Source organism: Paenibacillus sp. FSL R5-0908, from assembly GCF_038006245.1.
In the GTDB taxonomy this organism is placed as follows: domain Bacteria; phylum Bacillota; class Bacilli; order Paenibacillales; family Paenibacillaceae; genus Paenibacillus_AQ; species Paenibacillus_AQ odorifer.
The window spans coordinates 4,180,420-4,205,030 of sequence record NZ_JBBOUV010000001.1 but is presented as its reverse complement, the minus strand read 5'-3'; the positions used below and the strand labels follow the sequence as shown (position 1 = coordinate 4,205,030).

At 44.4% G+C, this 24,611-nt stretch carries 30 protein-coding genes; 23 read left to right on the top strand and 7 right to left on the bottom strand.

What is annotated here, in order from left to right; translation table 11 throughout:
* Nucleotides 1-68: 68 nt before the first annotated feature.
* Nucleotides 69-1,034, bottom strand: coding sequence for an alpha/beta hydrolase (locus MKZ09_RS19180; protein ID WP_076200929.1), 966 nt, complete (start codon nucleotides 1,032-1,034; stop codon nucleotides 69-71).
* 105 nt (nucleotides 1,035-1,139) lie between these two features.
* Nucleotides 1,140-2,462 carry an APC family permease gene (locus tag MKZ09_RS19175; RefSeq protein WP_076200931.1) on the bottom strand — a complete coding sequence of 441 codons (1,323 nt, stop codon included), beginning with the start codon at nucleotides 2,460-2,462 and terminating at the stop codon, nucleotides 1,140-1,142.
* 128 nt (nucleotides 2,463-2,590) lie between these two features.
* Here MKZ09_RS19175 and MKZ09_RS19170 point away from each other — a divergent pair, with 128 nt between their 5' ends.
* From MKZ09_RS19170 to MKZ09_RS19160, 3 genes are all read left to right on the top strand, one after another.
* On the top strand, nucleotides 2,591-3,493 hold the full coding sequence (locus MKZ09_RS19170) for a LysR family transcriptional regulator (protein ID WP_076133707.1): 903 nt from the start codon (nucleotides 2,591-2,593) through the stop codon (nucleotides 3,491-3,493).
* Nucleotides 3,494-3,521: 28 nt separating this feature from the next.
* Nucleotides 3,522-4,427: a tyrosine-type recombinase/integrase gene (locus MKZ09_RS19165; protein ID WP_076106781.1), complete on the top strand. Its 906-nt coding sequence runs from the start codon at nucleotides 3,522-3,524 to the stop codon at nucleotides 4,425-4,427.
* Between the two features lie 111 nt (nucleotides 4,428-4,538).
* Complete coding sequence (locus MKZ09_RS19160) at nucleotides 4,539-5,510, top strand: glycoside hydrolase family 113 (RefSeq protein WP_232061378.1); 972 nt, start codon at nucleotides 4,539-4,541, stop codon at nucleotides 5,508-5,510.
* A 191-nt stretch (nucleotides 5,511-5,701) separates the two neighbouring features.
* On the opposite strand, the gene MKZ09_RS19155 is transcribed toward MKZ09_RS19160, so the two are convergent.
* Complete coding sequence (locus MKZ09_RS19155) at nucleotides 5,702-6,625, bottom strand: L-lactate dehydrogenase (RefSeq protein WP_036687562.1); 924 nt, start codon at nucleotides 6,623-6,625, stop codon at nucleotides 5,702-5,704.
* Between the two features lie 172 nt (nucleotides 6,626-6,797).
* Between MKZ09_RS19155 and MKZ09_RS19150 the strand changes: the two genes are divergently transcribed.
* From MKZ09_RS19150 to gerQ, 6 genes are all read left to right on the top strand, one after another.
* Nucleotides 6,798-8,180 carry an amino acid permease gene (locus MKZ09_RS19150; protein ID WP_076200933.1) on the top strand — a complete coding sequence of 461 codons (1,383 nt, stop codon included), beginning with the start codon at nucleotides 6,798-6,800 and terminating at the stop codon, nucleotides 8,178-8,180.
* A 30-nt stretch (nucleotides 8,181-8,210) separates the two neighbouring features.
* Nucleotides 8,211-9,500: a VPS10 domain-containing protein gene (locus MKZ09_RS19145; RefSeq protein ID WP_038571444.1), complete on the top strand. Its 1,290-nt coding sequence runs from the start codon at nucleotides 8,211-8,213 to the stop codon at nucleotides 9,498-9,500.
* A 223-nt stretch (nucleotides 9,501-9,723) separates the two neighbouring features.
* Nucleotides 9,724-9,900: a hypothetical protein gene (locus tag MKZ09_RS19140; RefSeq protein WP_169744776.1), complete on the top strand. Its 177-nt coding sequence runs from the start codon at nucleotides 9,724-9,726 to the stop codon at nucleotides 9,898-9,900.
* Between the two features lie 194 nt (nucleotides 9,901-10,094).
* A complete protein-coding gene (locus tag MKZ09_RS19135; protein ID WP_076201361.1) occupies nucleotides 10,095-10,487 on the top strand; it encodes a DUF2500 domain-containing protein in 393 nt (130 codons plus the stop codon).
* 737 nt (nucleotides 10,488-11,224) lie between these two features.
* Entirely contained in the window at nucleotides 11,225-11,656 is a 432-nt protein-coding gene (locus tag MKZ09_RS19130) for a cell wall hydrolase (RefSeq protein ID WP_076133704.1), read from the top strand.
* Nucleotides 11,657-11,800: 144 nt separating this feature from the next.
* Nucleotides 11,801-12,265, top strand: a complete 465-nt coding sequence (gerQ, locus tag MKZ09_RS19125) for a spore coat protein GerQ (protein WP_036687556.1) — start codon at nucleotides 11,801-11,803, stop codon at nucleotides 12,263-12,265.
* A gap of 241 nt (nucleotides 12,266-12,506) precedes the next feature.
* Here the strand turns inward: gerQ and MKZ09_RS19120 are convergent, their stop codons facing one another.
* Both MKZ09_RS19120 and MKZ09_RS19115 read right to left on the bottom strand, forming a co-directional pair.
* A complete protein-coding gene (locus tag MKZ09_RS19120; protein ID WP_076200935.1) occupies nucleotides 12,507-13,745 on the bottom strand; it encodes a tyrosine-type recombinase/integrase in 1,239 nt (412 codons plus the stop codon).
* Nucleotides 13,746-13,775: 30 nt separating this feature from the next.
* Nucleotides 13,776-14,210, bottom strand: coding sequence for a hypothetical protein (locus MKZ09_RS19115; protein WP_076200937.1), 435 nt, complete (start codon nucleotides 14,208-14,210; stop codon nucleotides 13,776-13,778).
* A gap of 102 nt (nucleotides 14,211-14,312) precedes the next feature.
* Between MKZ09_RS19115 and MKZ09_RS19110 the strand changes: the two genes are divergently transcribed.
* On the top strand, nucleotides 14,313-14,645 hold the full coding sequence (locus MKZ09_RS19110; RefSeq protein ID WP_076143454.1) for a LytTR family transcriptional regulator DNA-binding domain-containing protein: 333 nt from the start codon (nucleotides 14,313-14,315) through the stop codon (nucleotides 14,643-14,645).
* A gap of 188 nt (nucleotides 14,646-14,833) precedes the next feature.
* Here the strand turns inward: MKZ09_RS19110 and MKZ09_RS19105 are convergent, their stop codons facing one another.
* Together MKZ09_RS19105 and MKZ09_RS19100 are read right to left on the bottom strand one after the other, a co-directional pair.
* Nucleotides 14,834-15,079 (bottom strand): helix-turn-helix domain-containing protein, encoded by a 246-nt coding sequence (locus MKZ09_RS19105; protein ID WP_076143456.1) that lies wholly within the window; start codon nucleotides 15,077-15,079, stop codon nucleotides 14,834-14,836.
* Nucleotides 15,080-15,286: 207 nt separating this feature from the next.
* Complete coding sequence (locus tag MKZ09_RS19100) at nucleotides 15,287-15,673, bottom strand: helix-turn-helix domain-containing protein (protein WP_076143458.1); 387 nt, start codon at nucleotides 15,671-15,673, stop codon at nucleotides 15,287-15,289.
* A 145-nt stretch (nucleotides 15,674-15,818) separates the two neighbouring features.
* Between MKZ09_RS19100 and MKZ09_RS19095 the strand changes: the two genes are divergently transcribed.
* From MKZ09_RS19095 to dnaB, 13 genes are all read left to right on the top strand, one after another.
* Nucleotides 15,819-16,055, top strand: a complete 237-nt coding sequence (locus MKZ09_RS19095) for a helix-turn-helix transcriptional regulator (protein ID WP_076143460.1) — start codon at nucleotides 15,819-15,821, stop codon at nucleotides 16,053-16,055.
* Nucleotides 16,056-16,379 carry a hypothetical protein gene (locus tag MKZ09_RS19090; RefSeq protein WP_076200939.1) on the top strand — a complete coding sequence of 108 codons (324 nt, stop codon included), beginning with the start codon at nucleotides 16,056-16,058 and terminating at the stop codon, nucleotides 16,377-16,379.
* Between the two features lie 191 nt (nucleotides 16,380-16,570).
* On the top strand, nucleotides 16,571-17,077 hold the full coding sequence (locus MKZ09_RS19085; RefSeq protein ID WP_081394131.1) for a helix-turn-helix domain-containing protein: 507 nt from the start codon (nucleotides 16,571-16,573) through the stop codon (nucleotides 17,075-17,077).
* Nucleotides 17,078-17,086: 9 nt separating this feature from the next.
* On the top strand, nucleotides 17,087-17,377 hold the full coding sequence (locus tag MKZ09_RS19080) for a hypothetical protein (protein ID WP_076200943.1): 291 nt from the start codon (nucleotides 17,087-17,089) through the stop codon (nucleotides 17,375-17,377).
* Entirely contained in the window at nucleotides 17,374-17,643 is a 270-nt protein-coding gene (locus MKZ09_RS19075; RefSeq protein WP_076200945.1) for a hypothetical protein, read from the top strand. The genes MKZ09_RS19080 and MKZ09_RS19075 overlap by 4 nt, the downstream gene beginning before the upstream one ends.
* 212 nt (nucleotides 17,644-17,855) lie before the next feature.
* A complete protein-coding gene (locus MKZ09_RS19070; RefSeq protein ID WP_076200947.1) occupies nucleotides 17,856-18,116 on the top strand; it encodes a hypothetical protein in 261 nt (86 codons plus the stop codon).
* Nucleotides 18,113-20,104: an AAA family ATPase gene (locus tag MKZ09_RS19065; protein WP_076200949.1), complete on the top strand. Its 1,992-nt coding sequence runs from the start codon at nucleotides 18,113-18,115 to the stop codon at nucleotides 20,102-20,104. The genes MKZ09_RS19070 and MKZ09_RS19065 overlap by 4 nt, the downstream gene beginning before the upstream one ends.
* Complete coding sequence (locus tag MKZ09_RS19060) at nucleotides 20,105-21,010, top strand: recombinase RecT (protein WP_076200951.1); 906 nt, start codon at nucleotides 20,105-20,107, stop codon at nucleotides 21,008-21,010. It abuts the gene before it with no gap.
* Nucleotides 21,010-21,717, top strand: coding sequence for an MBL fold metallo-hydrolase (locus tag MKZ09_RS19055; RefSeq protein ID WP_076200954.1), 708 nt, complete (start codon nucleotides 21,010-21,012; stop codon nucleotides 21,715-21,717). The genes MKZ09_RS19060 and MKZ09_RS19055 overlap by 1 nt, the downstream gene beginning before the upstream one ends.
* On the top strand, nucleotides 21,714-21,893 hold the full coding sequence (locus MKZ09_RS19050) for a hypothetical protein (protein WP_076200956.1): 180 nt from the start codon (nucleotides 21,714-21,716) through the stop codon (nucleotides 21,891-21,893). Before MKZ09_RS19055 ends, MKZ09_RS19050 begins: the two co-directional genes overlap by 4 nt.
* A 27-nt stretch (nucleotides 21,894-21,920) precedes the next feature.
* Entirely contained in the window at nucleotides 21,921-22,913 is a 993-nt protein-coding gene (locus MKZ09_RS19045; protein ID WP_076200958.1) for a helix-turn-helix transcriptional regulator, read from the top strand.
* Nucleotides 22,891-23,229 carry a hypothetical protein gene (locus MKZ09_RS19040; protein ID WP_076200960.1) on the top strand — a complete coding sequence of 113 codons (339 nt, stop codon included), beginning with the start codon at nucleotides 22,891-22,893 and terminating at the stop codon, nucleotides 23,227-23,229. Before MKZ09_RS19045 ends, MKZ09_RS19040 begins: the two co-directional genes overlap by 23 nt.
* Nucleotides 23,204-24,601, top strand: coding sequence for a replicative DNA helicase (gene dnaB / locus MKZ09_RS19035; RefSeq protein ID WP_076200962.1), 1,398 nt, complete (start codon nucleotides 23,204-23,206; stop codon nucleotides 24,599-24,601). Before MKZ09_RS19040 ends, dnaB begins: the two co-directional genes overlap by 26 nt.
* The last annotated feature ends 10 nt before the right edge of the window (nucleotides 24,602-24,611 follow it).

The window sequence follows — 24,611 nt, the reverse complement described above, 5'->3', positions numbered from 1 at the left end:
AGTTTCACATAAGAATTCTTGTGTGAACCAATTCGCCTAGTAAAAGAATATGTCAACAGTTGATTTGTTTAGAAACCTTCACGAAGCCATGTAGTCGCTAACTTGATGGCTCCTTTTTTAGCATGAGTCTCGGCTAAAGGATTCAGCATGACAAAATCATGAATGATGCCTTGGAAGCGGACAGCCGTAACATTCACTCCAGCTTCCCGCAATTTGGCGGCATAAGCTTCACCCTCATCCCGTAGTACATCTGCTTCACCAGTAATGACCAGTGCATCTGGTAAATCCCGTAGCTGCTCTAGGCTAGCCCGTAGAGGGGAAGCCGTGATTTGATTACGTTCCTCAGGGTCAGTAGTATACTGATCCCAGAACCATTTCATGCCGTCCCGCTGCAAGAAATAACCTTCGGCGAACTCATGATAGGATTCAGTATCAAACGAGGCATCCGTTACCGGATAGAATAGTAGTTGTTTCGCTATCTTCGGTCCACTCCGTTCTTTCGCCATGAGAGTAATAGCAGCTGCCATATTCCCACCGACGCTGTCTCCGGCTATAGAAAGCTTGCTAGTATCTAATCCGTGCTCGCTTCCTTTTTCAGCTGTCCACTGGAGAACTGCGTAGATTTCTTCAATCGCTGTAGGATATTTAGCTTCTGGGGAGAGGCTGTAATTTGGGAAAACAATAGCGGCCTCCGCTCCGACAGCTAGTTCACGAATCAGGCGATCATGGGTATGGGCATTCCCAAACACCCAGCCTGCGCCATGAATGTACAGGATAACAGGCAGCGATGCTGATGAGGAGCTAGGGGGGCGAACAATTCGTATGGAAACATCACCGTTAGGTCCACCAGGCACCATTAGATCGTCAATATCAACTTCAGGTTTAAATATCTCACTGGATTGTACGCTATCTACCGTTTCACGGCCTTTTTCTGGCCCAAGGTCAGATAGAAAGGGAGGTTTCGCATTATCATCGGCAAATTTTTGAGCCGCTGGCTCAAGAATGATCTTAGTTTTCTTAGTTTTGTTTGGCATGGTTTATCGTCTCCTTTGACTGGTCATAGTCTAGTATACCCTCTTCATTCCATAACCATCTAAGCAGCTGCTGAAACGAATGCCAGTTTAGGACTTGTTAGAGCCTTACAACACCTTTTGTTGTTCCTCATGCGTTTTAGGACCAATCTCTTCACTGACACGTATCCTCTGTTTACGCTTATTACGGATAATCCAAACGAACACCAAAGTGATGAGTAGCGGATAGCCTATCGCCCAGCCCGTAAAAGGAAACACAGCAGCTGTTGCTAAAAAAGAAATCCAGCTTATCGTCACACCTAAGCGACTTCCTTTGAGCAGGCGTATTCCTGCAGCACAACCTCCGATATAAGTCAGGATAAAAGTAGCATTCGGAAACTGGATCAGAGTGGTGATGGAGATGGACCCGCTGCCATACAGTGTCATCACCGATACAAAACAGAGCAGAAGAAAAGCTATTCCACCGATAGGGGTATGATACTGTTTGGACATTTTACCCATCCATTTCGGCGCAGAGCCTTGGCGGGATAAAGCATAAGCCACACGTGAGGCAGCTCCTGCATAGGCAATAATTGTGGCTGTACAGATGAACAGACCAGTAAGTCCGGCAATAAATCCTCCCCAGCGCCCAAGAGGCTGACTAATAATCCAGACGAGTGAAGTGCTTGATCCACCTTTGAGGTAGCTTTGTGTACCAACAGTTGCTAGTGCGGAGAGAAAATATAGAATCCCTACTATAATAGCGGCGATGGTTACTCCTTTAACGGCGGCACGCTGTGGGTCCTTGAACTCCTCAGATAGGTGTGAGACAGCTTCCCAGCCAATAAAACACCAGAATAAGATTGCAGCAGCTTGGCCAATGCTCATCCATCCATGTGGGATAAAGGGAGTGAAGTGTTCGACTTCCATACGGGGCAGTGCAGTAGCAAAGGAGAAGACCAGCACAGCAACAATCGCTATAACTACCGCTATTTGTACCTTTCCAGCTACCTGCATGCCAATCCAGTTCGTAATCAGACCAATGACCAACATAACAGCAGCAATAGTAATTCTTGCAGATTCGTCCCATCCCATAGCGGCTGTCATATAACCAGCTCCAGTCAGTGCAGCAACAGGTGCACCAATCGGAACGGACATCAGAAAGAACCACCCCACCAGTGAGCCAGCTTTTGGACCAAAAGCAAGCGTTACAAAATGGGAAACACCGCCGGCGTTAGGGAATTTAGCAGAAAGCAGACCCATTGATAAGGCCATCGGCAAAATCAGCAACGACATAAATCCCCACGCCAGTAATGAAGCGGGACCCGCCATTTCTGCAGCCAAACCAGGAACAATTAAGACCCCAGAACCCAACACAGCCCCGATGTAAAGGGCAATAGCCTGAGGCATGCCAATGTTTTTTTGTAAAGTGTTTGAAGCGGATTCCTTCATGTTTTTTTATCCTGCTTTCCTTGTCTTTTGTTCTAGAGTAGCAGATAATAGATCCATTGGAAAAACAGAATTTTTGAATAGTATCCATTCGATATTCCGATGGTTCATTTTCATTTAGGGGGAAATTCATGGAGTCACGTCATCTTTTTACCTTTTTAGTGGTAGTGGAGACGGGCAGTTTTACTAGAGCAGCACAGAAGCTTGATTATGCACAGTCCAGTATTACTGCGCAAATCCAAGCACTAGAGTCTGAAATTGGCCAGCCATTATTTGATCGGATCAGTAAAAAGATTATCCTAACCGACGCAGGGCGTCGGTTGCTCCCGTTCGCTCAGGAAATATCCAGAATGCACACTTTAGCAGAGGACGCGTTACGCTCGGATAGTGAACTTACGGGTTCTTTACGGATTGGGGCTCCTGAATCTCTAGCTGCTTTTCGCTTACCAGGTATTATTAAGGAGTTTCGCGCTAAATATCCGAAGGTGCAAATTCTTCTGAAGCCTGGAGCTTGCTGGGAACTATCAGATTTTGTCCGTTCGGGTGAACTGGATTTAGCGTTCTTGTTGCAACCTGAGACGGAAGATAAAGATTTAAATATAGAAACATTAGTACATGAGCCGATGACGCTGATCGCAGCGCCAGATCATCCCTTATTAAACCTTGCTGAGGTAGAACCCCTTCATTTAAAAGGAGTGACCATACTTCATACTGAAACGGGCTGTTCCTACCGGACTTTATTTGAACGGCATTTGAACAGTTACGGTGTATTTCCTGACCCCACGTTAGAGTTTTGGAGCATCGAGGCGATAAAGCAATGTGTGATGGCTGATCTTGGCATTGCCTTTCTTCCATTAATTACTGTGAAAAATGAACTCTCCGAAGGCAAACTTGCCAGGTTGAACTGGAATGATGAATCACAGCGTGTGGCGACGCAGATCGCCTATCATCATAAGAAATGGAAATCGCCCGTACTGACGGAGTTCTTACTCGCGATACAAAAACATGCTGAGCAATGGAGAAGTTTAATATAGATCAACGTTAACAAGGAGGCTCTAAGGCATGAATGAGTGGTGTGAAGACTACGAAGAAGGGCTGGAGGCCTTTCTCATCTGGATGAAGGATGCCGGGTACACTCCCTATACGCAAAAATCCTATTTAGTAGATGTGAAACAATTTTTAGACAGCCTGAATGGTAAAAAGCTTGAGACGGTGAAGAAGCTGCATGTCATTTCTTTTTTGACCTCTGTCCGCGAACGTGGAGTGAGTGATGCGACCCGTAACCGGAAGCATGCTGCGATTAACTGTTTTTTCAAGGCATTGATCGAGCTGGAATTACTTCAGAACAACCCGGCAGCCGGGATTAAGAAATCCAAAACGGAGATCAATCGTGAGCCGGTCTACTTAGATGAAAGTGATCTGGGGCGGTTTTTATCTTCTATAGATGGTAAATACAAAAAGCGCAATTTAGCAGTTTTTTTGTTGATGTCCTATATGGGGCTTCGGGTGGGGGAAGTCCACACGCTGAATTTGAGTGATTATAATGTAGAAAGACATTCTCTCCGTGTGTTTGGGAAGGGGCGTAAATGGCGTAATGTGCCTGTTCCCGAGGATGTAGTGCCTTTTCTGGACTCTGCGTTAGCAGAAAGGTTAGATCCTTGGCGCAGTAAAGAGGAAGCGATGTTCATTTCACAAAAAGGACGCAGGTTGTCGATCCGCGGCATTCAGCAAATTGCAGCAGATACCTTCGATCGTTTCCAAAGGGATGTGCCAGCAGCACAGCGACGTCCTTATTCAAGTCATAAGCTTCGACATTCCTTTGCAACCATGCTGCTGAGGAAAGGGGCAGATTTGCGCACTGTACAGGAACTGCTTGGTCACTCCTCGATCCAAACTACAACCGTATACACACATATTACCAGTCGTGAGAAGGAAGAGGCTATGTCTAAATTACAAATCCAGCTGTGATTGGAAAGAAAGAAACCTCCTTAAAAATTGATAACAAAAAATAACTTGTTATTATAACGGTATTGATTTATTCTAACAGTTATTAAGAGTTTTTTATAGGAGGTCCTAATCGTGGAGGATGTATTTCTAAAAGGCATGACTTATGGCTGGGGATCAAAACGAGGCGAATACCGCACAGAATATGCAGAAGATTCGATGAGAAAGCTGGCGGAGACAGGAAGCGAATGGATCGCCTTATCTTTTTGGACATGGCAAGACACAGTGCATTCAACAGAAATCCATTATGATTACGGTTACACGGTGACAGATCGTGATCTCGCACATGCAGTACAACTGGCAAAACAGCTTGGTCTTAAAGTTTGTCTTAAACCGGTTGTGAATTCGAGGGATGGCATTTGGAGAGCAAGGATTGGATTTCCGGAAGAGGGAGAGGTTTATTGGGCAGCATGGTTCCGTTCTTATACAAATTTCATTAAACACTACGCAGAGTTAGCGGAGGAGCTTGAATGTGAGATGTTCTGTATCGGCTGCGAAATGGTAGGCACAGAGTCTAGAACTGCGGAATGGAGACAATTGATTCAAGAGGTCACCAATCTTTATACAGGGCCGATCATTTATAATGCCAATCATGGCAAAGAAGAAGGAATCGAATGGCTGGATGAGGTGGATTTTATCGGAACCAGCGCTTATTATCCGGTAGCTTCCGTGCCGGGAGATTCTTATGAGAATATGCTGGCTGGTTGGGAGCAGCAGAAACCGCGGCTTAAGTCACTTTCTGAGCGATTTGGCAAGCCTCTCGTATTCATCGAGATTGGATGCCGAAGTGCGCATGGATGTGCCACCATGCCATGGGACTTTACATACACAGACTTACCGTATTCAGAAGATGAACAGGCCAACTTCTATCGGTCAGCGCTGGAAGCATTCTGGAATGAACCTTGGTTTGCCGGCTACTTCTGGTGGGACTGGAGCACGAAATTATATGCCTTGGAAGAGGCTTCCATTGACCGTGGTTTTGATATTTATGGCAAAAAAGCCGAACAAGTTCTCAAAGAATATTATAAGCAACCCATCACTAAATAAATTGATAAAAAAGATCCGGAATTTCAGGTGAGCCTGGCCTGCTAAAGGATCTTTTTGTCATTGGCAGGCTAAGTTAATTCGTGTTATATTAAAAACCGTCCTTTTCATAGTGGAGGCAACGCTCCACGTATAAAAAGGACGGTTTCTTGTGTCTTTTGTAGTCAAAAAGGGCTGTTTCCAGCCATATTCGCTTACAATTCTAGCTTAGCTATCTCTGCTTTAAGCTTCTCAGCGGATTTCTGGAATAAAGCCTGTTCGGTTTCATTGAGTGGGAGGTCCAGCACCTGTCGAACACCCGAGCGATCTACTACGCAAGGTGCGCCGAGGTAGACATCCGAAACCCCGTTATAGTTGTTTAATAAAGTAGAAACATTCAACACGGCGCCTTCATTATGAAGAATGGAGACTACAATTCGGTCCAGTGCAAGAGCTATTGCATAAGAGGTTGAGCCTTTGGCATCAATAATTTCATAGGCTGCATTCTTGGTATCTTGGAAGATTTCTTCGCGTTCTGCTTCGTCAAAACCAAGATCAATCCCAGCTACATTCGCAAGACTCCAAACCGGAAGCTCTGAATCTCCATGTTCACCGATGATCTGTCCGTGAATACTGCGAGGATCGATTTCTTTGTGAAGACCGATCAAATAGCGAAAACGAGCACTATCAAGTACCGTACCAGAACCAATTACACGTCTGCGGTCAAACCCGCTTATTTTCAAAGTCGCGTAAGACAGAATATCTACAGGGTTAGTCGCAATAAGTAGAATGGCATGTTGGTTATACTTTGTAATTTTTTCAATGATATCTTTAAAAATCGAAATATTTTTACGAAGCAGATCTATCCGGGTTTCTCCCGGTTTTTGTGATGCACCGGCAGTTACTATAATGATATCTGCTTCACGGCAGTCTTCATAAGTACCAGCCCATAACTTCACACCACCGACAAAAGGCATGCCGTGATTCATATCCAGTGCTTCGCCAAGTGCTTTCTGATGATTAACGTCAATAAGTACGAGTTCGGGCATACGTCTACGTAACAATAATGTATAGGCTGTAGTTGTACCAACTGCTCCAGTACCAATAACTACGACCCGATTGGGTTTTGGGGGGGCCATGTCTCCATCTCCTTAATATTTCAAATTTTTGGTTTCAATCTTGTCCATCATAATCGTTAACGGTAGTGTTTTCAAGCTGATCTTATTTAATGCATTACCCTAATTAAGGCCATACTAAAATGTGATTTTTATTTCATTATCTTAGCAAGACTAGACAGGAGAGAATGTAAGGATGGATTTATTTCGTAAAAAGGCTCTACACATACCCACAAGTTCTGAGGGGACGCAGTTAAACAAGACGTTGGGTGCCCTGGATCTAACAATGCTTGGGGTAGGAGCCATTATCGGCACAGGTATTTTTGTAATGACAGGAGTTGCCGCAGCTGAACATGCAGGCCCTGGTCTTATAATTTCTTTTTTACTAGCGGCGTTTGCCTGTGTGCTCTCGGCATTATGTTATTCGGAATTTGCTTCGACCATCCCTGTTTCCGGGAGTGCTTATGCTTATAGTTATGTAGCCTTTGGAGAACTATTAGCTTGGATCTTAGGCTGGGATCTTGTCTTGGAATACGGAGTTGCCGCAGCGGCTGTAAGCAGTGGCTGGTCAGGGTATTTTCAGGGGTTATTAGAGGGCTTTGGGATACATCTCCCAACCGCACTATCGGGGGCTTATAATGCGGAAGCGGGTACAATAATAAATCTGCCTGCAGTAATCATCATTTTGTTAATTTCCTATTTACTGACTCGGGGAACGAAAGAAACGGCACGCTTTAACGCCATCATGGTCTTTATCAAAATAGCAGTGGTGCTTCTATTTATCGTAACAGGATTTTTCTATGTGAAGCCAGAGAATTGGACTCCATTTCTCCCATTTGGGTACCATGGCGTGATCAATGGCGCAGCCACAGTGTTTTTTGCCTACATAGGTTTTGATGCGCTAGCAACCGCAGCTGAAGAGGTGAAAAGACCCCAACGTGATCTGCCGATTGGAATTATTTCATCCCTTGCTATCTGTACCGTCTTGTACGTTCTTGTCTCACTCGTATTAACAGGTATTGTTCCATATACTGATCTCAATGTTAGTGATCCTGTTTCTTATGCGCTTCGCTTCGTAAATCAGGATATGATTGCCGGTCTGATCTCTGTTGGAGCCATTGCGGGTATGACTACGGTACTGCTGGTGATGTTATTCGGTCAAACCCGGCTGTTATTTGCCATCTCACGTGATGGCCTGCTGCCCATAAGTTTATCCAAGATTAATGTTAAAACACAGGTACCTGTACGAAGCACATGGATGGTAGGTATCTTAATAGCTGTGTTAACGGGTTTCATCCCACTGGACCGGTTGGCAAATCTGACAAGCATAGGAACATTGTTTGCCTTTTTTGTAGTGTCTTTAGGGGTAATCGCGCTTAGATATATTCATCCGGATTTAAAAAGAGGGTTCAGAGTTCCTTGGGTACCTTTCATTCCGCTGTTAAGTGCGGCAACTTGTGGTATTTTGATGTATAATCTAGGAAGTGAGACTTGGATTGGTTTTCTAATTTGGACAGTTGTTGGACTTCTAATCTATGCGTTATATGGCTATCGTAATAGTAATTTGAATCATAAATAAGATTCAATCCATCCGAGAGGAGAGAGGTTATTGGCATCTAAGATTGCTGGATTGAAGGGAATAAGATTAATATTGATGCTGATTTTGTTAGCGTGGGTGGTCACGGCTTGTTCATCTCCTCCCCCTGAACCTACTCAGCAGCCCCAGCCGACAGAGGCACCTGAAGAAGGACAGACGATAACCCTGATTACTCCAGACGCCAATCATATTGACAATGATAGCGCTCCGAAATATCAAATTCAGACTCGTCTTACAGATTTTCAGCTGCTTAGTGAAAGTGAGGGTCTGGCCTGGGGGGTTACCAAAAACGAACTTCGGTTGTACTTGACCAGGGATAACGGAGCAACTTGGGCTAATATTTCACCAGCACCAAATGTGCAGTTCCTCTCCAATCCTGTGTATGGGAAGGGGATTTTCTTCACGGATCCATCTCATGGTTGGATTATAAGAAGTGCTTTTGGCTCGACAGAGACGATTGTGCTGCGAACCACAGATGGCGGCCAAAGCTGGAAAATCTCATCTTTAGGAGATGTGAATACAGTATCCTCTGTATATTTCAACTCACCCAGAAAGGGTTGGCTGATGACCTCATGGAACGCTTCTTCCAATAAAGAGAACAAGGCACTTTTTTCAACGACAGACGGTGGGGCCACTTGGGAAGAAGTGATGCAGAATGAGCAATACAATCCGAATTTCCCTAATGATTCGATACCGTTTGCCGGCGTTACCACTGGAATGATTTTTCGCAATAGTACACATGGATTTGTGACAATGCAGACAGGTGCTCTTCCCAAAATCTTTATGACAAAAGATGGCGGTAAGAGCTGGACCCTCGGGCCAGCTTTTCTGGTTAACGAACGTTTAGAGGATTGTGACCGAGTAATTACGGGCAAACCGGAGTTCTTTGATGCCAGTAAGTCTACTGGTTGGATGTCTGTTGGCTGCCAAAAGGATAAAGAAAAAACAATCGCCTACCATGGATATTTTACGGCTAACGGTGGAGCTAACTGGAAATTTGCATCCTTTGGATTGAACGCACAAGCTGGTGTCAATCGTCAAATTGCTCCGACGTTCTTAAACTCACAGATCGGTTGGACCATACTTGGCGACACCCTTTACCATACGGTGGATCAAGGAGTTACGTGGTTACCTCTTAAAGAGAGCAGTGTACTGCGATCTAAGCTTCTGGAATATCCGGAGATTGTAAAGCTGCAGTTTTTTTCCACTGAGGTGGGGTGGCTTTTGATTGAGAAAAAAGAGGACAAGCGCTCGATACTGTTACAGACTACGAATGGTGGTATCAGCTGGCGCGTAATGTAATAAGGAAAAAGAACCTGCCTGTTGGTAGGTTCTTTTGTTGTTAGCAGAGTGGGGGTTTATTGTTGTTTGTGAATGATTGAATATAAGGAAAAAACTTATTTAAAATTTTCTTTATAAATGTGAAAAAAATCACATGACATTTAAAGAATCCTGTGATATATTTAACACATAGAAAACAAGTTCAAATTTTCACAAACTCAGACATCGAATAGGAGAGATTACAATGAAAACATTCGAAACAGATTATATGACAAGAAACCTTTTGCAACTTTGCTACAACTGTGATGACGCTCATCTTTGTGAAACTGAAGAACAATGCAGAGCTTGCTGGGCTGAAAATGGAATGTTAGATGATCAGACAGACGAAACTAAGAAATTGCTAGACCTAGTTCATGCTTAATTTAATAACTGAAAACTCTGTATAGAGACCACTCGAATTCTTGATTTCTAAGAAAACGAAGTGGTCTTTTTTGCATCTAGTCTCACTTATTTAATGCTTTCTGGACTAGATGAGGCATATACATGTACAGAAGTACCCAGAACGCAGCAATTAGGCTGAATTACAAGAGGAAGAAGGGGGAAACTGTCATGGGAATGGGCCCGGATCTTTCATGGATGTTTGATTTTGCCGGAACGGTGATGCCGATCTTTATCGTTGTTATGATTGGTATTCTTGCTATATCAGCAGGCAGGGGCTTGCTTCAATGGGGCAAGAACAATGGCTCCCCTATACTAACAATCCCTGCACATATCGTTAGCAAACGGACTGAAGTACGACAGCAGCAGCTTCAGGAAGAGAATGGCTCAACTCGTACAAGTACGACTTACTATTTAACGTACGAGCTGGAGGGCGGTAGTCGCATGGAATTTAAAGTAGATGGCCATGAATATGGCTTGAGTGCAGAAGGCGATAGAGGAATGCTTACTTATCAAGGAACCCGATATCATGGCTTCCAACGACAGCCACAATACTCAACTGCGGAGTAGTCATTTGTATTAAATCAAAACAGCGATCCTCATTTTCATGATGGATCGCTGTTTTGCGTGTACCATTCATATCATTCAAGCTCACTGACCCTGTAGCTCTCAAAGCCCACAGTAGGTGCGATTATCTATTAGGTGTCAGATATTCATTACCCTCTCACCTTGCGGACACAGATGACGTTATTTGCAAATTTTTAGTCTTTTGAGCCTAGTTTCGGACTCCAATGCAGCTATTCATTAGAAAGAGGCTTATAATCGGTGCTTTGTGGGCCAATAGGGGCTTTAGGGTCCGATAGAATCCCAAAAGCGGATTAATATCGCGAATAAGGTCAGCTGTGACCGATAGCGCCTTCTGAGCGGGTGCTGACGTTGAAGCTATTGCTACAAGGAAACCAAGGCTGACCTGGACATCGACGCTGACCTGGACATCAATGCTGACATTGACGTTGTTGCTAACCCCGACACCGATGCCAGCACCGATTCGACGCTAACACCGAAGATGACTCTAATGCTGGCACTGACGCTAACGCCGACCCCGACTCAGGTGCTGTAGCGCAAATGTAACTGGACAAACGCAGCTTAGGGTGTCGATAAAGGGGGATTTGTTGAGTGGTTAAAAGGAAAGATCCCTACTCTAAAAAATAGGCGGGAACTGTCACCTCTTAGGCGAATGCACATACTATACAGCATGCAGTTAAGAACGAGGTTGCTACAAGAAGTGACCCCAAGGAGGAGACAGCGTGGCCGTCATCAAAACGAACTCGGAAGATGTGAGGGTGCTGGCGCGGTTGATGAGAGCGGAAGCTGAGGAAGATGGAGATCTCGGCATGCTCATGGTCGGCAATGTTGGCGTCAACCGGATTCTTGGCAATTGCTTAGACTTTAATAACATTCGGAATGTGAATGATATGGTCTATCAAAGTCCTGGAGGTTTCGAAGCGCCGCAGAAGGGTTACTTCTACCAGCGAGCCAGAGAAGCAGATATCCGTCTAGCCAAACGTGTAATTGCTGGTGAAAGAACCTGGCCAGCTACCAATGCTTTGTGGTTCTTCAGACCCGCAGGTGATTGTCCTGCAACCTGGTATAACCAACAAAACACTGGCCGCTTCAAAGCCCATTGCTTCTTTACTCCGACCGGAGAAGATTGCCCTTCTGTATTTATCGGCAATTAGCATGGTAACTGTGCAAAGAGAATTACTCAATAAAATGAGTAATTCTCACAGAAAGTAAGTGTGATTTCAATTGTGTGCGAATGTGATGTTCATTAGTGTCCAAAGGAGCTTATGCTCTGATAAACATTTAGGAGGTTTCAGTAAATGATCGTTCAACCTTACCGCCCCGTAACTTATACCATCGGTAGTGTCTCTTCTTCAGGTATGCCAATGTCTTCCGGAATGCCGATGTCATCAGGAATGCAAGGCATGGGCAGCATGCCACCCCAAGTAAGCAGTGGCAGTCCAATGACTCCAGGGGGAGTAGTAGTTCAGAATCCACCACAAACGTTCGAACAATCCTACATTGAGAATATTTTCCGCCTGAATTTAGGAAAAGTAGGTACGTTTTATTTTACTTATGAGAACAATAAAGACTGGAATGCCAAAGTTTACAAGGGTGTGCTGGAAGCGGCAGGCCGTGACCACATTATTATCAGTGACCCTGCGACTGGCCAACGCACCGTCTTACTTATGATTTATTTTGATTATGCTACCTTCGATGAGCCCCTTACTTACCAATACCCAGGTGTAATTGGCAATCCTCCAACGATGAGAAATTGTCGCTAAATTTAACCCATCTTCGATGAGAAGAACTCCAACGCCAAACGGTTAGGAGTTCTTTTTATTTGTGATGAATTTATGGAATAATCTTGATAATCATCGCCCATTTTTTTTCGAAAGGACACGCATGCTTGCGGTTTGCCCCAATATATTAATATAATAAATTGTATAAGACTCATTATTCCTTGATATATCAGTGTTATAAAGGGATAGTGAGTCTATTTTTTATCCTAAAATCACGGAAAAATCACATTTCCTGCTGATCCTTGTGATTTAATATGTTCTGGAAGTGAATTTTAAGCTTGTCACTACTGCTCTGCATCATTCGTTCCGTCACGTGAGTATAAATCTTTAGTGTTGTTTTTGCATCATCGTGACCGACACGCTTCATAATCGTTTTGAGATCAATCTGAGATCCAGATGCTATGCTTGCCTCAATTAACATCGTGATGTGTGTATGACGGAAGATATGAGGTGTTGCATGCTTCCTGATATTTGTTAATTTCATTAGACGTGCCATCCGGTTAACTAACTTCCAATTTGAAAATGGTGTTCCGTTGTTATTGGTCAATACAAATTGGGTTTCTACAAAATCATCATGTAGCTCTTTGTATCTTTTATGGCGAGCAGACTGTTTAGCCTTTAACTTCTTAAACATCTCTACGATGAACTCATCCACATCAAAGGTACGAACGGATCCAGCGGTCTTTGGAGGTGTTAATTCATAAGCACCGTTACCACCTTGAGGGAAGTGTAGTGTTTTATATATATGAACATCATGTGTTTCGAAATTAAAATCTGGCCACTCTAGTGCACAAAACTCTCCTGGACGCACTCCACTAAACAGCAAAAAGTAAAATGTCTCCAGGTCATCACCTAGACCGTGGTTTTGTAATACTTCTAAAAACTCTTCGATTTCATTTCTCTCCAGATATTTTTCTTCTAGGGCATTATTTTTTACTTCTAAGACTGTCTGTTGTTTTTTAGGCATCTTAATGTTTTGACATGGGTTATCTACACGTAGGTTTTCTTTTATGATCCATTTAAAAATTAAGTTTGCAGTTGAGTGATATCGATAGATGGAGTTTATCTCGTATCCTTCAGTAAACATGTTGTTAAGCATCTTTTGATGTTGGCTATGTGTTATTTTATCGATTAGTGCGTTGCCATAATATTTATTCAACAAATTAATGTCGGACACATGAGCTTCAATAGTTTTACCCTTAACTCCACTGGTCACTAAATAATCTTGTAGCCATTCTTCAGCCGCCTCATTGAATTTCATTTTCTTTGCTCGCTTAGTATCAGTTCCACCCTTCATACGATCCACAACAGCCTGAGCTGCCGCAATGGCTTCCTTCTGGGTATCGCGCACTCTCGGTACCTGTTGGCGTTTGCCTGTCACTGGATCAGGAGGACCCTCCATAACACACTTCCACTTGTAGCCTTGTTTGTTTTTTGCGGGTATTTTGAAGACGCTAGCCATGTGTGATCCCCCTTATAAATTTTCCTTTGCTTAATTCTCTCTCAGTTGTTTCTCTAGTTTCTTCTCCAATCGCAGTATACGCGTTGTATAACCGCCCTTTGTTTTATCTTCGGCCCCATACTCAATGGCGACATGGCAGATGTCAATTGCTTCATAAAAAAGCCCCTTGTTCTCATAGAAGATAGCGAGTTTCTGAAATGAAGGAATGTTTGGAATAAAATTATAGTCCGGATTACGAGCAAACCATGCTTCTTTGAATTTGGGGAAGAGTTCAATATCTTTTAAACATACAGAAATAAGTTTTTTAGCTGCATCTGGTTGGATGAGATGCATTGAATAGAGCTTGATGAATTTGTTATACACAAAATGAAGTTCGAAGGGTTTGTCTTCAACTAATTTTAATTGCTCTAAAAAATGATTCTCCGTGGCTTTGTAGTCGAGCCATAAAATCATATCCAGCGACATTTAATTACCTCTAATCGAATGTAATATTTTATGTAATGATATCGTATATCCCTTTGGCGTATCATAAATTATAAAACACCTAGAATCGACAGGGGAGACATCATGAAGAGAAGATTAAAGAAATTGCTAATAGAAAAGACAGACGAACTTGAATGCATGGATGTGGATCTCAAAGATGTGAATTACATAGACTTATGGCAACGAACCAAACATTCAAATTCTACGTTGGCATATCATACTACTGATGGTTCTTATCAAGATCTCGAATTACTTGCAGAAGCAGCTGAAGCTTACAAAGATCAAGGATTTATATTGATTGGGAGGACGGCGTTAGTTCAGGAATCTAGGATTGAAAGGATAGAGTCGATTGAAAATAATGGGTCGTTGATTATATTCAAAGATGGGACTCATGCGTATGTAATGAAGCAAATATAATCATAGAAGTCAACCCCTTCAATGGTGTTTAGGGGGCGCTTTCGTTCGCCATTTTACGACATTATATTCCTGCATAATCTGTTAAACTATTTAATAAAGCAAGAGATTGCACAAGTACGGAGGTGATTGAAAGTAAGAGTGTACAGATTTATCGGTACTTGTTCCTTAAGAGCGGCATCGCCACTCAGCTATCGCCATTCCCATTCAAACAGGTCATCAACCAAACAATCTAAATGATAGGCAATTAACGCAGCACGCTTCATTGTCATGTTATCAGCTCGCAAATGTATATAATCAGATAGTTGCTGTTTACTGATTCCGACTTTGTCTGCAAGCCACTGCTGGTTAATCTTGATCTTATTGTTCGCTGGTTGGTTTCTTTTAATCCTGATCAGTAACTCGGGAATGCGACAGCGCACGGGAACAAGTTCCATCGCACTGCCACCTTATTAATATACTATTTTTTTGGAACATTTACGAACATGAGTTCCTATGTTAATATGAATAAATAATCCTCCTAGAATTGGAAGGTGAAACTATGGATCAAGAGTTTATAGAGAAAATGTCAAACGTCATGCAGTTGTCTCCATTTGATCCTGAGGAGATTTACTTCTTCATTCACGAAAAGCTCGAGGAAACAATCATTTCTGAGAGTTGCGATGAACAATTTTAATCATGTCCTCAAGTGTTTCAATGTCCTGGGGGTTAGTTAAGTCAATATTGTACTTTTTAACGAGCTCCCTTATTACATACTCTGTTCTTTCCCTCGATAGTTCTTCTTCTGTAGGAGTAAATTTATTCTCTTCTTTTTTATCTCTTTGCCGCTCATTTGTGTTTCCCATTAAATAATCAATCGATTCTCCAAAAAACGTACTAAAAGATAATAGTCTCTCTCTTCGTGGAATCGAATCTGAGACTTCCAAGCGTCGTATTGAAGAGGCTGGAATGTCCATTTGTTCAGCTAATTGTTCTTGAGTTAAACCCCTTTCTAATCGGAGTTCTTTTAATCGATCTTTAAACAAAGTCACATCATCACCACCTGTCTCAATAATAACTTAGGATGTTCGTAAAATAAACGTTCATAAAACGAACAATAACTGTTGACAAGATCGAATTGCGAACATATACTATGTATATAAGGTTCGATAAACGAGCACATAAGAGGTGATAAATTTGAACTTTAAACGAGTTATTCTTATTGAGGCAAGGAAAAGAAAAGGCTGGACTCAGGAAGAACTCGCTTCGGGCGTTGGAATATCTAGAGCTTACTTAGCTAATATAGAACGTGGTGAATATGACCCTTCTTTAAAAGTAGCTCAATCACTTTCGAAAAAGCTCGGAGTGAGTACAGACAAACTTTTTTTTAATGATAACGCTCGTAAAGCGAATGTTAACAAGGAGGTGATCTAAATGTCCGTAGTCGTGATGGATAGCGACGACCTAGAACGCCTACTTGAAAAAGTAGTATCTAAGGCAATCGAAGCACACGCCGTGCAAGTCCCGACTTCACTCCCGCCAGTACTTAGTATTAAGCAATTCATGGCTCTTCTAGACATTAGTAGACCTACGGCTACCGAGGTAATGAGACGTCCAGACTTCCCAGTGAACCGTGAGTTTGGTAATCCTCGGATACCAACAGGATTGTTACTACAGTGGATCGATAAACATACCGAATGGATCGATCAGAATGCTGGTGAAGATTTTAAAGCAAGGCGTAGACGTGCATTCGGATAAAGAAAACCCGCCGAGCTGTATCGGCAGCGGCGGGCAGGGAATGCGGCAAGGGGAATTGCTTAACTCAATAATACATCGTCGGTGTGTCACATATCTACGCAGATTACGTGCCATTTTGTCCGATTCAGACCTCTATAAGTCCCATTTTGTCCGGCTACCCTGATTATAACGGACAGAGGGAGATGAGAAAATTGTCCATAGGAGATGTGCTCCAAGATTATCGAAAACAGCAGGGGATGACACAAGAGGAATTTGCAGAGCAAGTTCTGGTGGATCGCTCATCCATTGCGAAGGTTGAGACAGGAAAAAGACCAGCAACAAACCATTTGATGCGGCAGGCAGCTACGGCCTTCGATGATCCCCGGCTTTATATTGCTGCTGCCGAAGAAGTTACCGGCGGTGTCAGTGTCCCTTATCTGGACGGCGCTGACCTACATAAAGCGGCTACACACTACAAGTCACTTGAAGAAGGCGAAGAGGCCCTTGCGGCAATGAGGCTCGCACCAATCATGAAGCGAAATGATCAAATGACTGAAGCCGACAGAGAGGCAGTCAAGGCAGCTATCATGGAGAGTATCGAAGCAATAACGGCATTCACACATCACATTATGGCGTTGTGCCAGGAGTATGGGTTCAGCTGGCGGGGTGTATGGAAGGAACACCGTGCAGAACTTAAGGCCAAACAATATATGAAATGAGGGTTTGAAATGACGCTTGAGGATTTAGAAAGAGACGCTCGCTTCGTAGCCAAAAACGCTACACATAATTTGAAGTTAGTAAAACAACAGGCTGAAGTTATTGATCCCGTAAAGTTAGCAAGCAACATTAAATGGCTTGAAATGATGATCGCTCTGCATCAGAAGGATCTGGCAGCAGCAAAGGTGCAAATGAAAAAAGCCCGCCTGGCAGGGCGGACCTCGTTGAGAACTCGTCTAAAGTATCTCGTTGCGTCAATTTTACGCGATGAACGCAGTAAAGGCAAGGGGGATGCCGCGTGACTGAGCAGGAATTGCAGGAGTTCGCCGAAGCCTTGGTATCATCTTATCTCCATTACAGACAGCGATGGTTCGAAGCTGTGGACTGGACGCAAGTAGCATATTCAGATCGATTCACTGATCCTCACCGTTACAACCAGGCTGTTAAGCAAAACGAGAAGGCAACACATAATTGGGATTTGATTTCTGAAATTACGAACCGACTTCTCACTCCCACTATCAAGATAGCGTTCGATGTGGAGTTGAAACGTAGAGAAAAAGCTATATGAGCAGTGGCTTTGGCCTCTGTCTCCCAGCATCGAACCTTAGAATTAACCTTCCTCCGGTTTGGTGTTGGGAGATGCGGCTGACGCATCAAATGAAAAAAAGCGACCCCTCGCACGGGCCGCCTTGCTCTTTGAAAACTGAATAGCGTTATTTCTTTATCACTGCCCTTATCTTACACGATAAAGGCTAAACATCACAAGAGGGAGGGAATGGAATGTCAACAGCCTTTTCTGCGCATATCAGTGGGCAGAATATCGAAGTTGAAATTGTACCGCCAACGCACTACGCACCACTGGTACTATCCATCCGGCAGCAAACCGGAACCGTTCAGCTACATGCTGATCCAGATCAACTGGCCGAAGTCGAATATGCTATCCACACTTATCTGGAAAGTATCCGTTACACGGAAGTACCTGATCAACAATTAATTCTAACTGCCGAATGCAATATGGCAATCGAGGAGGGAATCGCTTGAAGCGTATCGTTCTGGAGCGCTTGACGCTCAATAATTTCAAAGGAATAAAGAATCTTGTCCTCGCCGCTAATGGCGGGGACGCTGATGTATATGGTGACAATGCTACTGGAAAGACCACTATGTTCGACGGCTTTGTGTGGCTCTTATTCGGTAAGGACAGCCAGAATAAAGCTGATTTTGAGATTAAAGGCTTAGATGGAGCTGGTAAAGTTCTACAACACAAGTTGGAGCATGAGGTCGAGGGAGTATTCATCATCGATGGTCGACGTCGTACCTTTCGAAGGGTCTTCAAGGAGGACTGGACCAAGAAGCGTGGTTCCGTAACCGATGAGTTTACTGGTCATACCACAACTTACTTCCTAGATGGTGTTCCTGTGAAAAAGGGAGAGTACACCGCCGAAGTGGATTCCATCATTAAAGAGGATTTATTCAAGCTCCTGACCTCACCTTCTTACTTCAATGAACAACTTAAGAAGGAAGACCGTCGGAAGACGTTACTGGAAGTATGCGGTGATCTTACGGACGCCGAGGTCATTCATGGTAACAAGGAGCTTGCTTCATTACCAGGTATCCTTGGAGATCGTAACCTTGAGTCACATAAAAAGGTTATTTCTTCTCGTTGCACTGTGATTAACAAGGAGATCAAGGAGCTTCCGGTGCGGATTAGTGAAGTACAGCGTCAAATGCCGGATGTTGCGGAACTGGATGATGAAGAGCTCCTTAAGGAAGATATCGCGATCCTACGTAATCGGGTGGAATCAGGGGATGCCGAGCTTTCTCGGATTCTTTCAGGTGGTGAGGTAGCGGTTAAGGAAAAGCGGCTTCGTGAGATTGAAAGTGAACTGATAGACATCAAGAGCCGAATGCATTCAGATGTACTGGATAAACTTGCACTCAAGCGAGATGAAGTGAACCGGATTCACATTGAGGTCAATCGGTATCGTCGTGAGATCGAGGATAAACAGCAGCGTATCCAGCAGAATGAACGTTCAACAGTGAATCGTAGGCAAGAAGCGGAACGGCTGCGGACAGAGTTCGCTGAACTTAAAGGCTTTGTCTTCGAACACCCGGAAGGTCACGATGCTCACTGCTCAGTCTGCGGACAGTCCTTACCTGAAGATCAGGTCAAGGCTGCGCACGATAAGGCTGAGGCTGACTTTAACCGTAAACTTGCAGAGCGTAAAGAACGCATTAATGCATCTGGTAAAGCGGCCGTTGCTGATGCTCAGAAGTTTGAGGAAGATACAGCCAGACTCCAAGTAGAAATAGAGACTCTAAATAGTACACTTCAAGTTCTCCAGACAGAGTTGACTGGTGCTGATAATGAGTTGAATGAACTGCGAATGGGTGTCAAGGACCCAACGACCGATCCTGAATATGCCAAGAAGCAGGCTGAAGCTGCCGAAGTACAACAGCAGATCAGGGAGCTTAAATCTTCTTCTGACGATGCTGCAGCAACTGTTCGGAAAAGCCTTCTCTTTCAACGTTCTGAAATTGCTGGGATGGAGAGTGACCTTGCTAAGTTCGATGGTGTCCGCCGTGCACAGCAGCGTGTTGCGGAGCTGGAGGACCAGGAACGGGAGCTAGCCGCTGAATACGAACGACTGCAGCATGAACTGTTCCTCTGCGAAGAGTTCACCAAAACTAAGGTCAGCATGCTGGATGCCAAGATCAACAGCAAATTCAAGCTAGCACGTTTTCGACTCTTTGAAGAACAAATCAACGGCGGGATCAAGGAAGTATGCGACACCCTTTATAAGGGAGTTCCTTATGATGGTGGACTCAACAATGCGGCTCGTATCAATGTCGGTCTAGACATCATTAATACGCTGGGTGAGCATTACGGATTCTCGGCTCCTATCTTCGTGGATAATGCCGAGGCAGTGACGAGGCTGATTGATACAGATGCCCAGGTCATTCGGCTTGTAGTAAGTGAAGTAGACAAGAAGCTGCGTATTGAGACGGCAGCTACACAGGAGGCGATTTAATTGAGTACAGGTAATCAGGTGGCGATTATTCAAAAGGACATCACTGATGATGTTAATCGGAGCCTTACACGGTTGCAGGATGACGGGTTGATCTTGCCAACGAATTACAATGCGAGCAATGCGCTAAAAAGCGCCTTCTTCAAACTCCAGGAGGTACAGGATAAGAATGGCAAGCCTGCGCTGGAGGTGTGCTCGCGGGAATCTGTCGCAAATGCACTGTTGGATATGGTTGTGCAAGGATTAAGTCCGGCTAAGACACAATGCTATTTCATTGTGTACGGCAGCAAGCTTCAGCTTAATCGCTCCTATTTTGGAACACAAGCCGTTCTTAAACGTTTGTCCAACGTCAAAGATATTTGGGCAAATGTGATTTACAAGGGTGATTTGTTTGAGTACGAAGTTGCTGGCGGACGCGAAAAATTGGTCAAACACGAAACGAATTTTGAAAATAGGGATAATGAAATCTTAGGAGTCTACGCTGTGGTAAAAACGCTCGAAGATGAAGAAATCCTTACCGTTATGACGAAAAAGGAAGTTGACGCATCGTGGAGTCAGAGTAAAACAAGTCAATCCGTCCATAAAAAATTCCCACAAGAGATGGCAAAGCGGACTGTCATCAACCGTGCGGCCAAGGCTTACATCAACACCAGTGACGACAGCGACCTACTGGTCGATGCTATTAATCGCTCGACAGAAACCGAGTATGACGAGCGTGTTGATGTTACTAACGAAGAAGTTAGAGCAGAGATCGCAGAGCATGCGAACAGAGAAGTTATTGATATCAAGCCGGGTGTTGCTTCACTGCCAGCTAAACAACATCCGACACCAAGTACAAAGCAACCTGTTGATGACCCTCAAGGCTTTGCTGATGATGTCCCTCCTCTTGAACAAGAGATGCAATTCTAATGATCGACATCCAGTGCCTCGGCTCCAGCAGCGCCGGTAACGCCTACCGAATATCTGACGGGCATACCGTACTTCTGCTGGAAGCCGGTTTTCCTTATAAGTCGATACAGCGGGCGCTTAACTTCCGAATGTCAGACATTGCCGGATGCCTTATCACACATGAACATCTGGATCATAGCAAGGCTGCTCCTGACATCATGCGAGCAGGTATAAACATTTACACCAGCGCAGGTACGGCAACTGCAAGAGGGTTGTCAGGACATCGTCTGAAGGTCATAAAGGCGTTAGAACAGTTCACAATAGGTACTTGGACAATTCTACCGTTTGATATTCAGCATGATGTGGAGGAGCCGCTAGGCTTCCTGCTAGCCAATCCAGAGGGAGATAAACTAGTCTTCCTGACTGATACTTACTATTGCCGACATCGCTTCAAAGACCTTACTCACATCATGGTGGAATGCAATTATTCCCGAGATATCGTCAATGAGCGGGTGTCAGCAGGGAGATTGCATCCTTCACAAAAGAAGCGGCTACTGCGCTCTCACTTCTCGCTTGAGAATGTGAAAGAATTCTTGAAAGCCAATGATACCCGGAATGTTGAGGAGATTTGGTTACTGCATCTATCTGACGGTAATAGTGATGCAGAGCGATTCAAACAGGAGATTCAAGAGACTACCGGAGCACTTGTCAGGGTGGCTGACCGATGATCAACGACAAGCCTATGATGCAAAGTATGATGGGCGAACGGATCTGGAAGCTAATGAAAGTAGATCAAGAAGAGTTTAAAAGAGAGACCAAAGCATTTTTTGCTCTTGGTTATCCCGGCTTCACAGTCAAGAGGGTGAAGTACCCGATAGTTTATTTGCAGGATGATAGAGATTGAAATGAATGATTTTTAGGGGATGATTTAATGCCCGATGGCAGTTACCCGTTTCCCATGTACTCCGGATTGTTGGAGCCAGAACACTACAAGAAAATAGGCAGCGCGATATGGCTTTTCCTATGGTGCGTCAGCTCCACCACTTCCGAGAAGGAACGGGACGGAACTGTTTGGGGCATCGTTCACGGGAATAAGCCATGGAAGCTTTCAGAGCTTGCGGAACCATTCGGGGCCACTGAGAAGACCGTGAGCCGTTGGTTGAATACTTTAGAAAGCCACGGTTACATAAAGGTCACTCGCGCTCCTTACGGACTTATTATCAACGTTCATAACTCGAAAAAATGGGCTATTGAGAGATCAGACAAAAATGTCCGATCTGAGGGGGAGAAAGGACAAAAATGTCCGATCTCTACCTCTAGTGATCAGACAAAAATGTCCGATCTCCAGGACAAAAATGTCCGATCTAATAAAGATATTACAAAGATATTGATTGATAGATGGATTAATGGCTTGGAAGAAGATGATCAAAAAGAGTTGAGTTCAAGATCCGGGGTGCTGACCGCCGCTGTGGGTGCCGTCTCCACAGGCCAAATAGATCTTGATAAACCGACAGTCGAGCAACGTGTCCTTCAAATCGAGCAGTATTACATGCAACGTAACGGGCTAATAAGTCCCGTACCTTCCGATTGGGAACATGTTCGTGAGATTGCGAACGAGGCCATGCCGCTGGATCTCGTATACTTTTTCATCGATCTGGCAATTGCCCGTAAGAAAGCCAAACGGAGGAGACCTTCGGATAAGATCCGGACGTTCTCATATTGCAAAACCGTGATTTTTGGCTGTTGGGATGAATTGTCCTCATTTCTTGAGCGGTACCTAACTCCCCCTGTATCTTCACAACAGGGAACAGTCGCCCTGGGAGCCTCAAGAGAGCGTCCGAAGAGCAAGCAGCAACAGGAAATTGACGACTTAGAAGAATTCATCAAGGAGGAGGAGCTTCGTGAACAAGCTGGAAGTCGCTAAGCTGTACAAGACAATCAAGAAGCGTTATAGCAACTTTGATGCCAGCCTACAAGCAGTGGAGGAGGATCTCGATGTTCTAAAGGACATTCCATACGAGGTGGCTGTGTCAAACTTTCGGAAGCACTTCATGACCAGTGACTTTCCCCCGAAAATCTCACAGATACGTGGAAGATTGGGAGAGCAATTGGAACGAGAGCGGATGCGAAGACAGACAGAGGAGCTGATGCATGAAATGGACGCATCGAGACTAGAAGCAGTACCTCCTCCGATCGGGCTGAAGGAGGAAATTTATGCAAGACTTAATGTCCAGCATTAAAATGCCACATAATCCAGAAGCTGAAGCTGCTGTATTGGGCGCAGTGCTAATCGACAAGGAAGGCGATGCTCTTGAAGCCATGCTGGAAATGCCGATTGATGCATTTTATAACCCGCAGCATCGATTCATTTTCGAAGCTATGGAACAGATCGCCGAGGAAGGTCAGCCGATCGATTTGGTTACTCTGACTTCTAGGATTCAGGACAACGGGCAACTTGAAGGGATTGGCGGTGTTAGTTATTTATCTAATATTGCCAGGGGTGTTCCTACCGCAGCTAACGTGGACTATTACATCGGAATTCTTAAAGAGAAGCACCTTCTCCGCGAATTGATTCGAACGGGTCTTGAACAAGCGCAGATGGCATCCGAGAGTGAAGATCCAGCTCAAGTACTGGCATCAGCACAGGTGAATGCTTCACGCTTGTCTGATCAAGCTGCACCAAAACAAGAGTTCAAGAGGATTGGCGAGGTAGCTGTTGCGGTCTACGAGGATATGGAGCATCGAGCCACCAATAAGGCCGAGAACGGCGTTAGCGGTATTCCTTCAGGATTCGTAGATCTTGACCGTCTAACTGCTGGTTTTCAGAAAAGCGATCTGATCATAGTAGCAGCTCGGCCTTCCGTCGGGAAGACAGCTTTTGCTCTGAATGTCGCTCAAAACGTAGCAGTGAGATCAAAGGAGACCGTTGCAATATTCAGCTTAGAGATGTCGGCGCCACAGTTAGTACAACGGATGATTTGTGCGGAAGCGAACTTAGACGCTAACCATATGCGGACAGCGGACTTCGCTGAAGACGATTGGAGGAAGGGCGCGGAGGCGATCGGTATATTAGGCAATAGTGATATTTTTATCGATGATTCGCCGTCGCTGACCGTCCATGAGATCCGAAACAAATGCCGCAGGCTGAAAAAGCAGGAGGGACTAGGCTTAATTTTGATCGATTACCTTCAGTTGATCTCTGGTGCCGGCAAGCGAAATGAGAATCGACAGCAAGAAGTGTCTGAGATATCCCGGACGCTGAAGCAGATCGCCCGGGAGCTTGATGTTCCAGTGGTTGCACTATCTCAGCTTAGCCGCGGTGTAGAGCAGCGCCAGGATAAAAGACCAATGCTTTCAGACCTGCGAGAATCTGGATCAATCGAACAGGACGCTGACATCGTAGCCTTCTTGTATCGGGATGACTACTATGACCAGCAAACTGAGAAGAAGAACATCATCGAGATCATCATTGCCAAACAGCGGAATGGTCCACTGGGTACGGCTGAGTTAATATTCCTAAAACAGTTCAACAAATTCGTCAACTATGACAGGGCTCACAACACTGAAACTGAAGCACCGAAAAACATTGATAAGCGCAAGTGGGCGCAGTAAAGGGGAAATT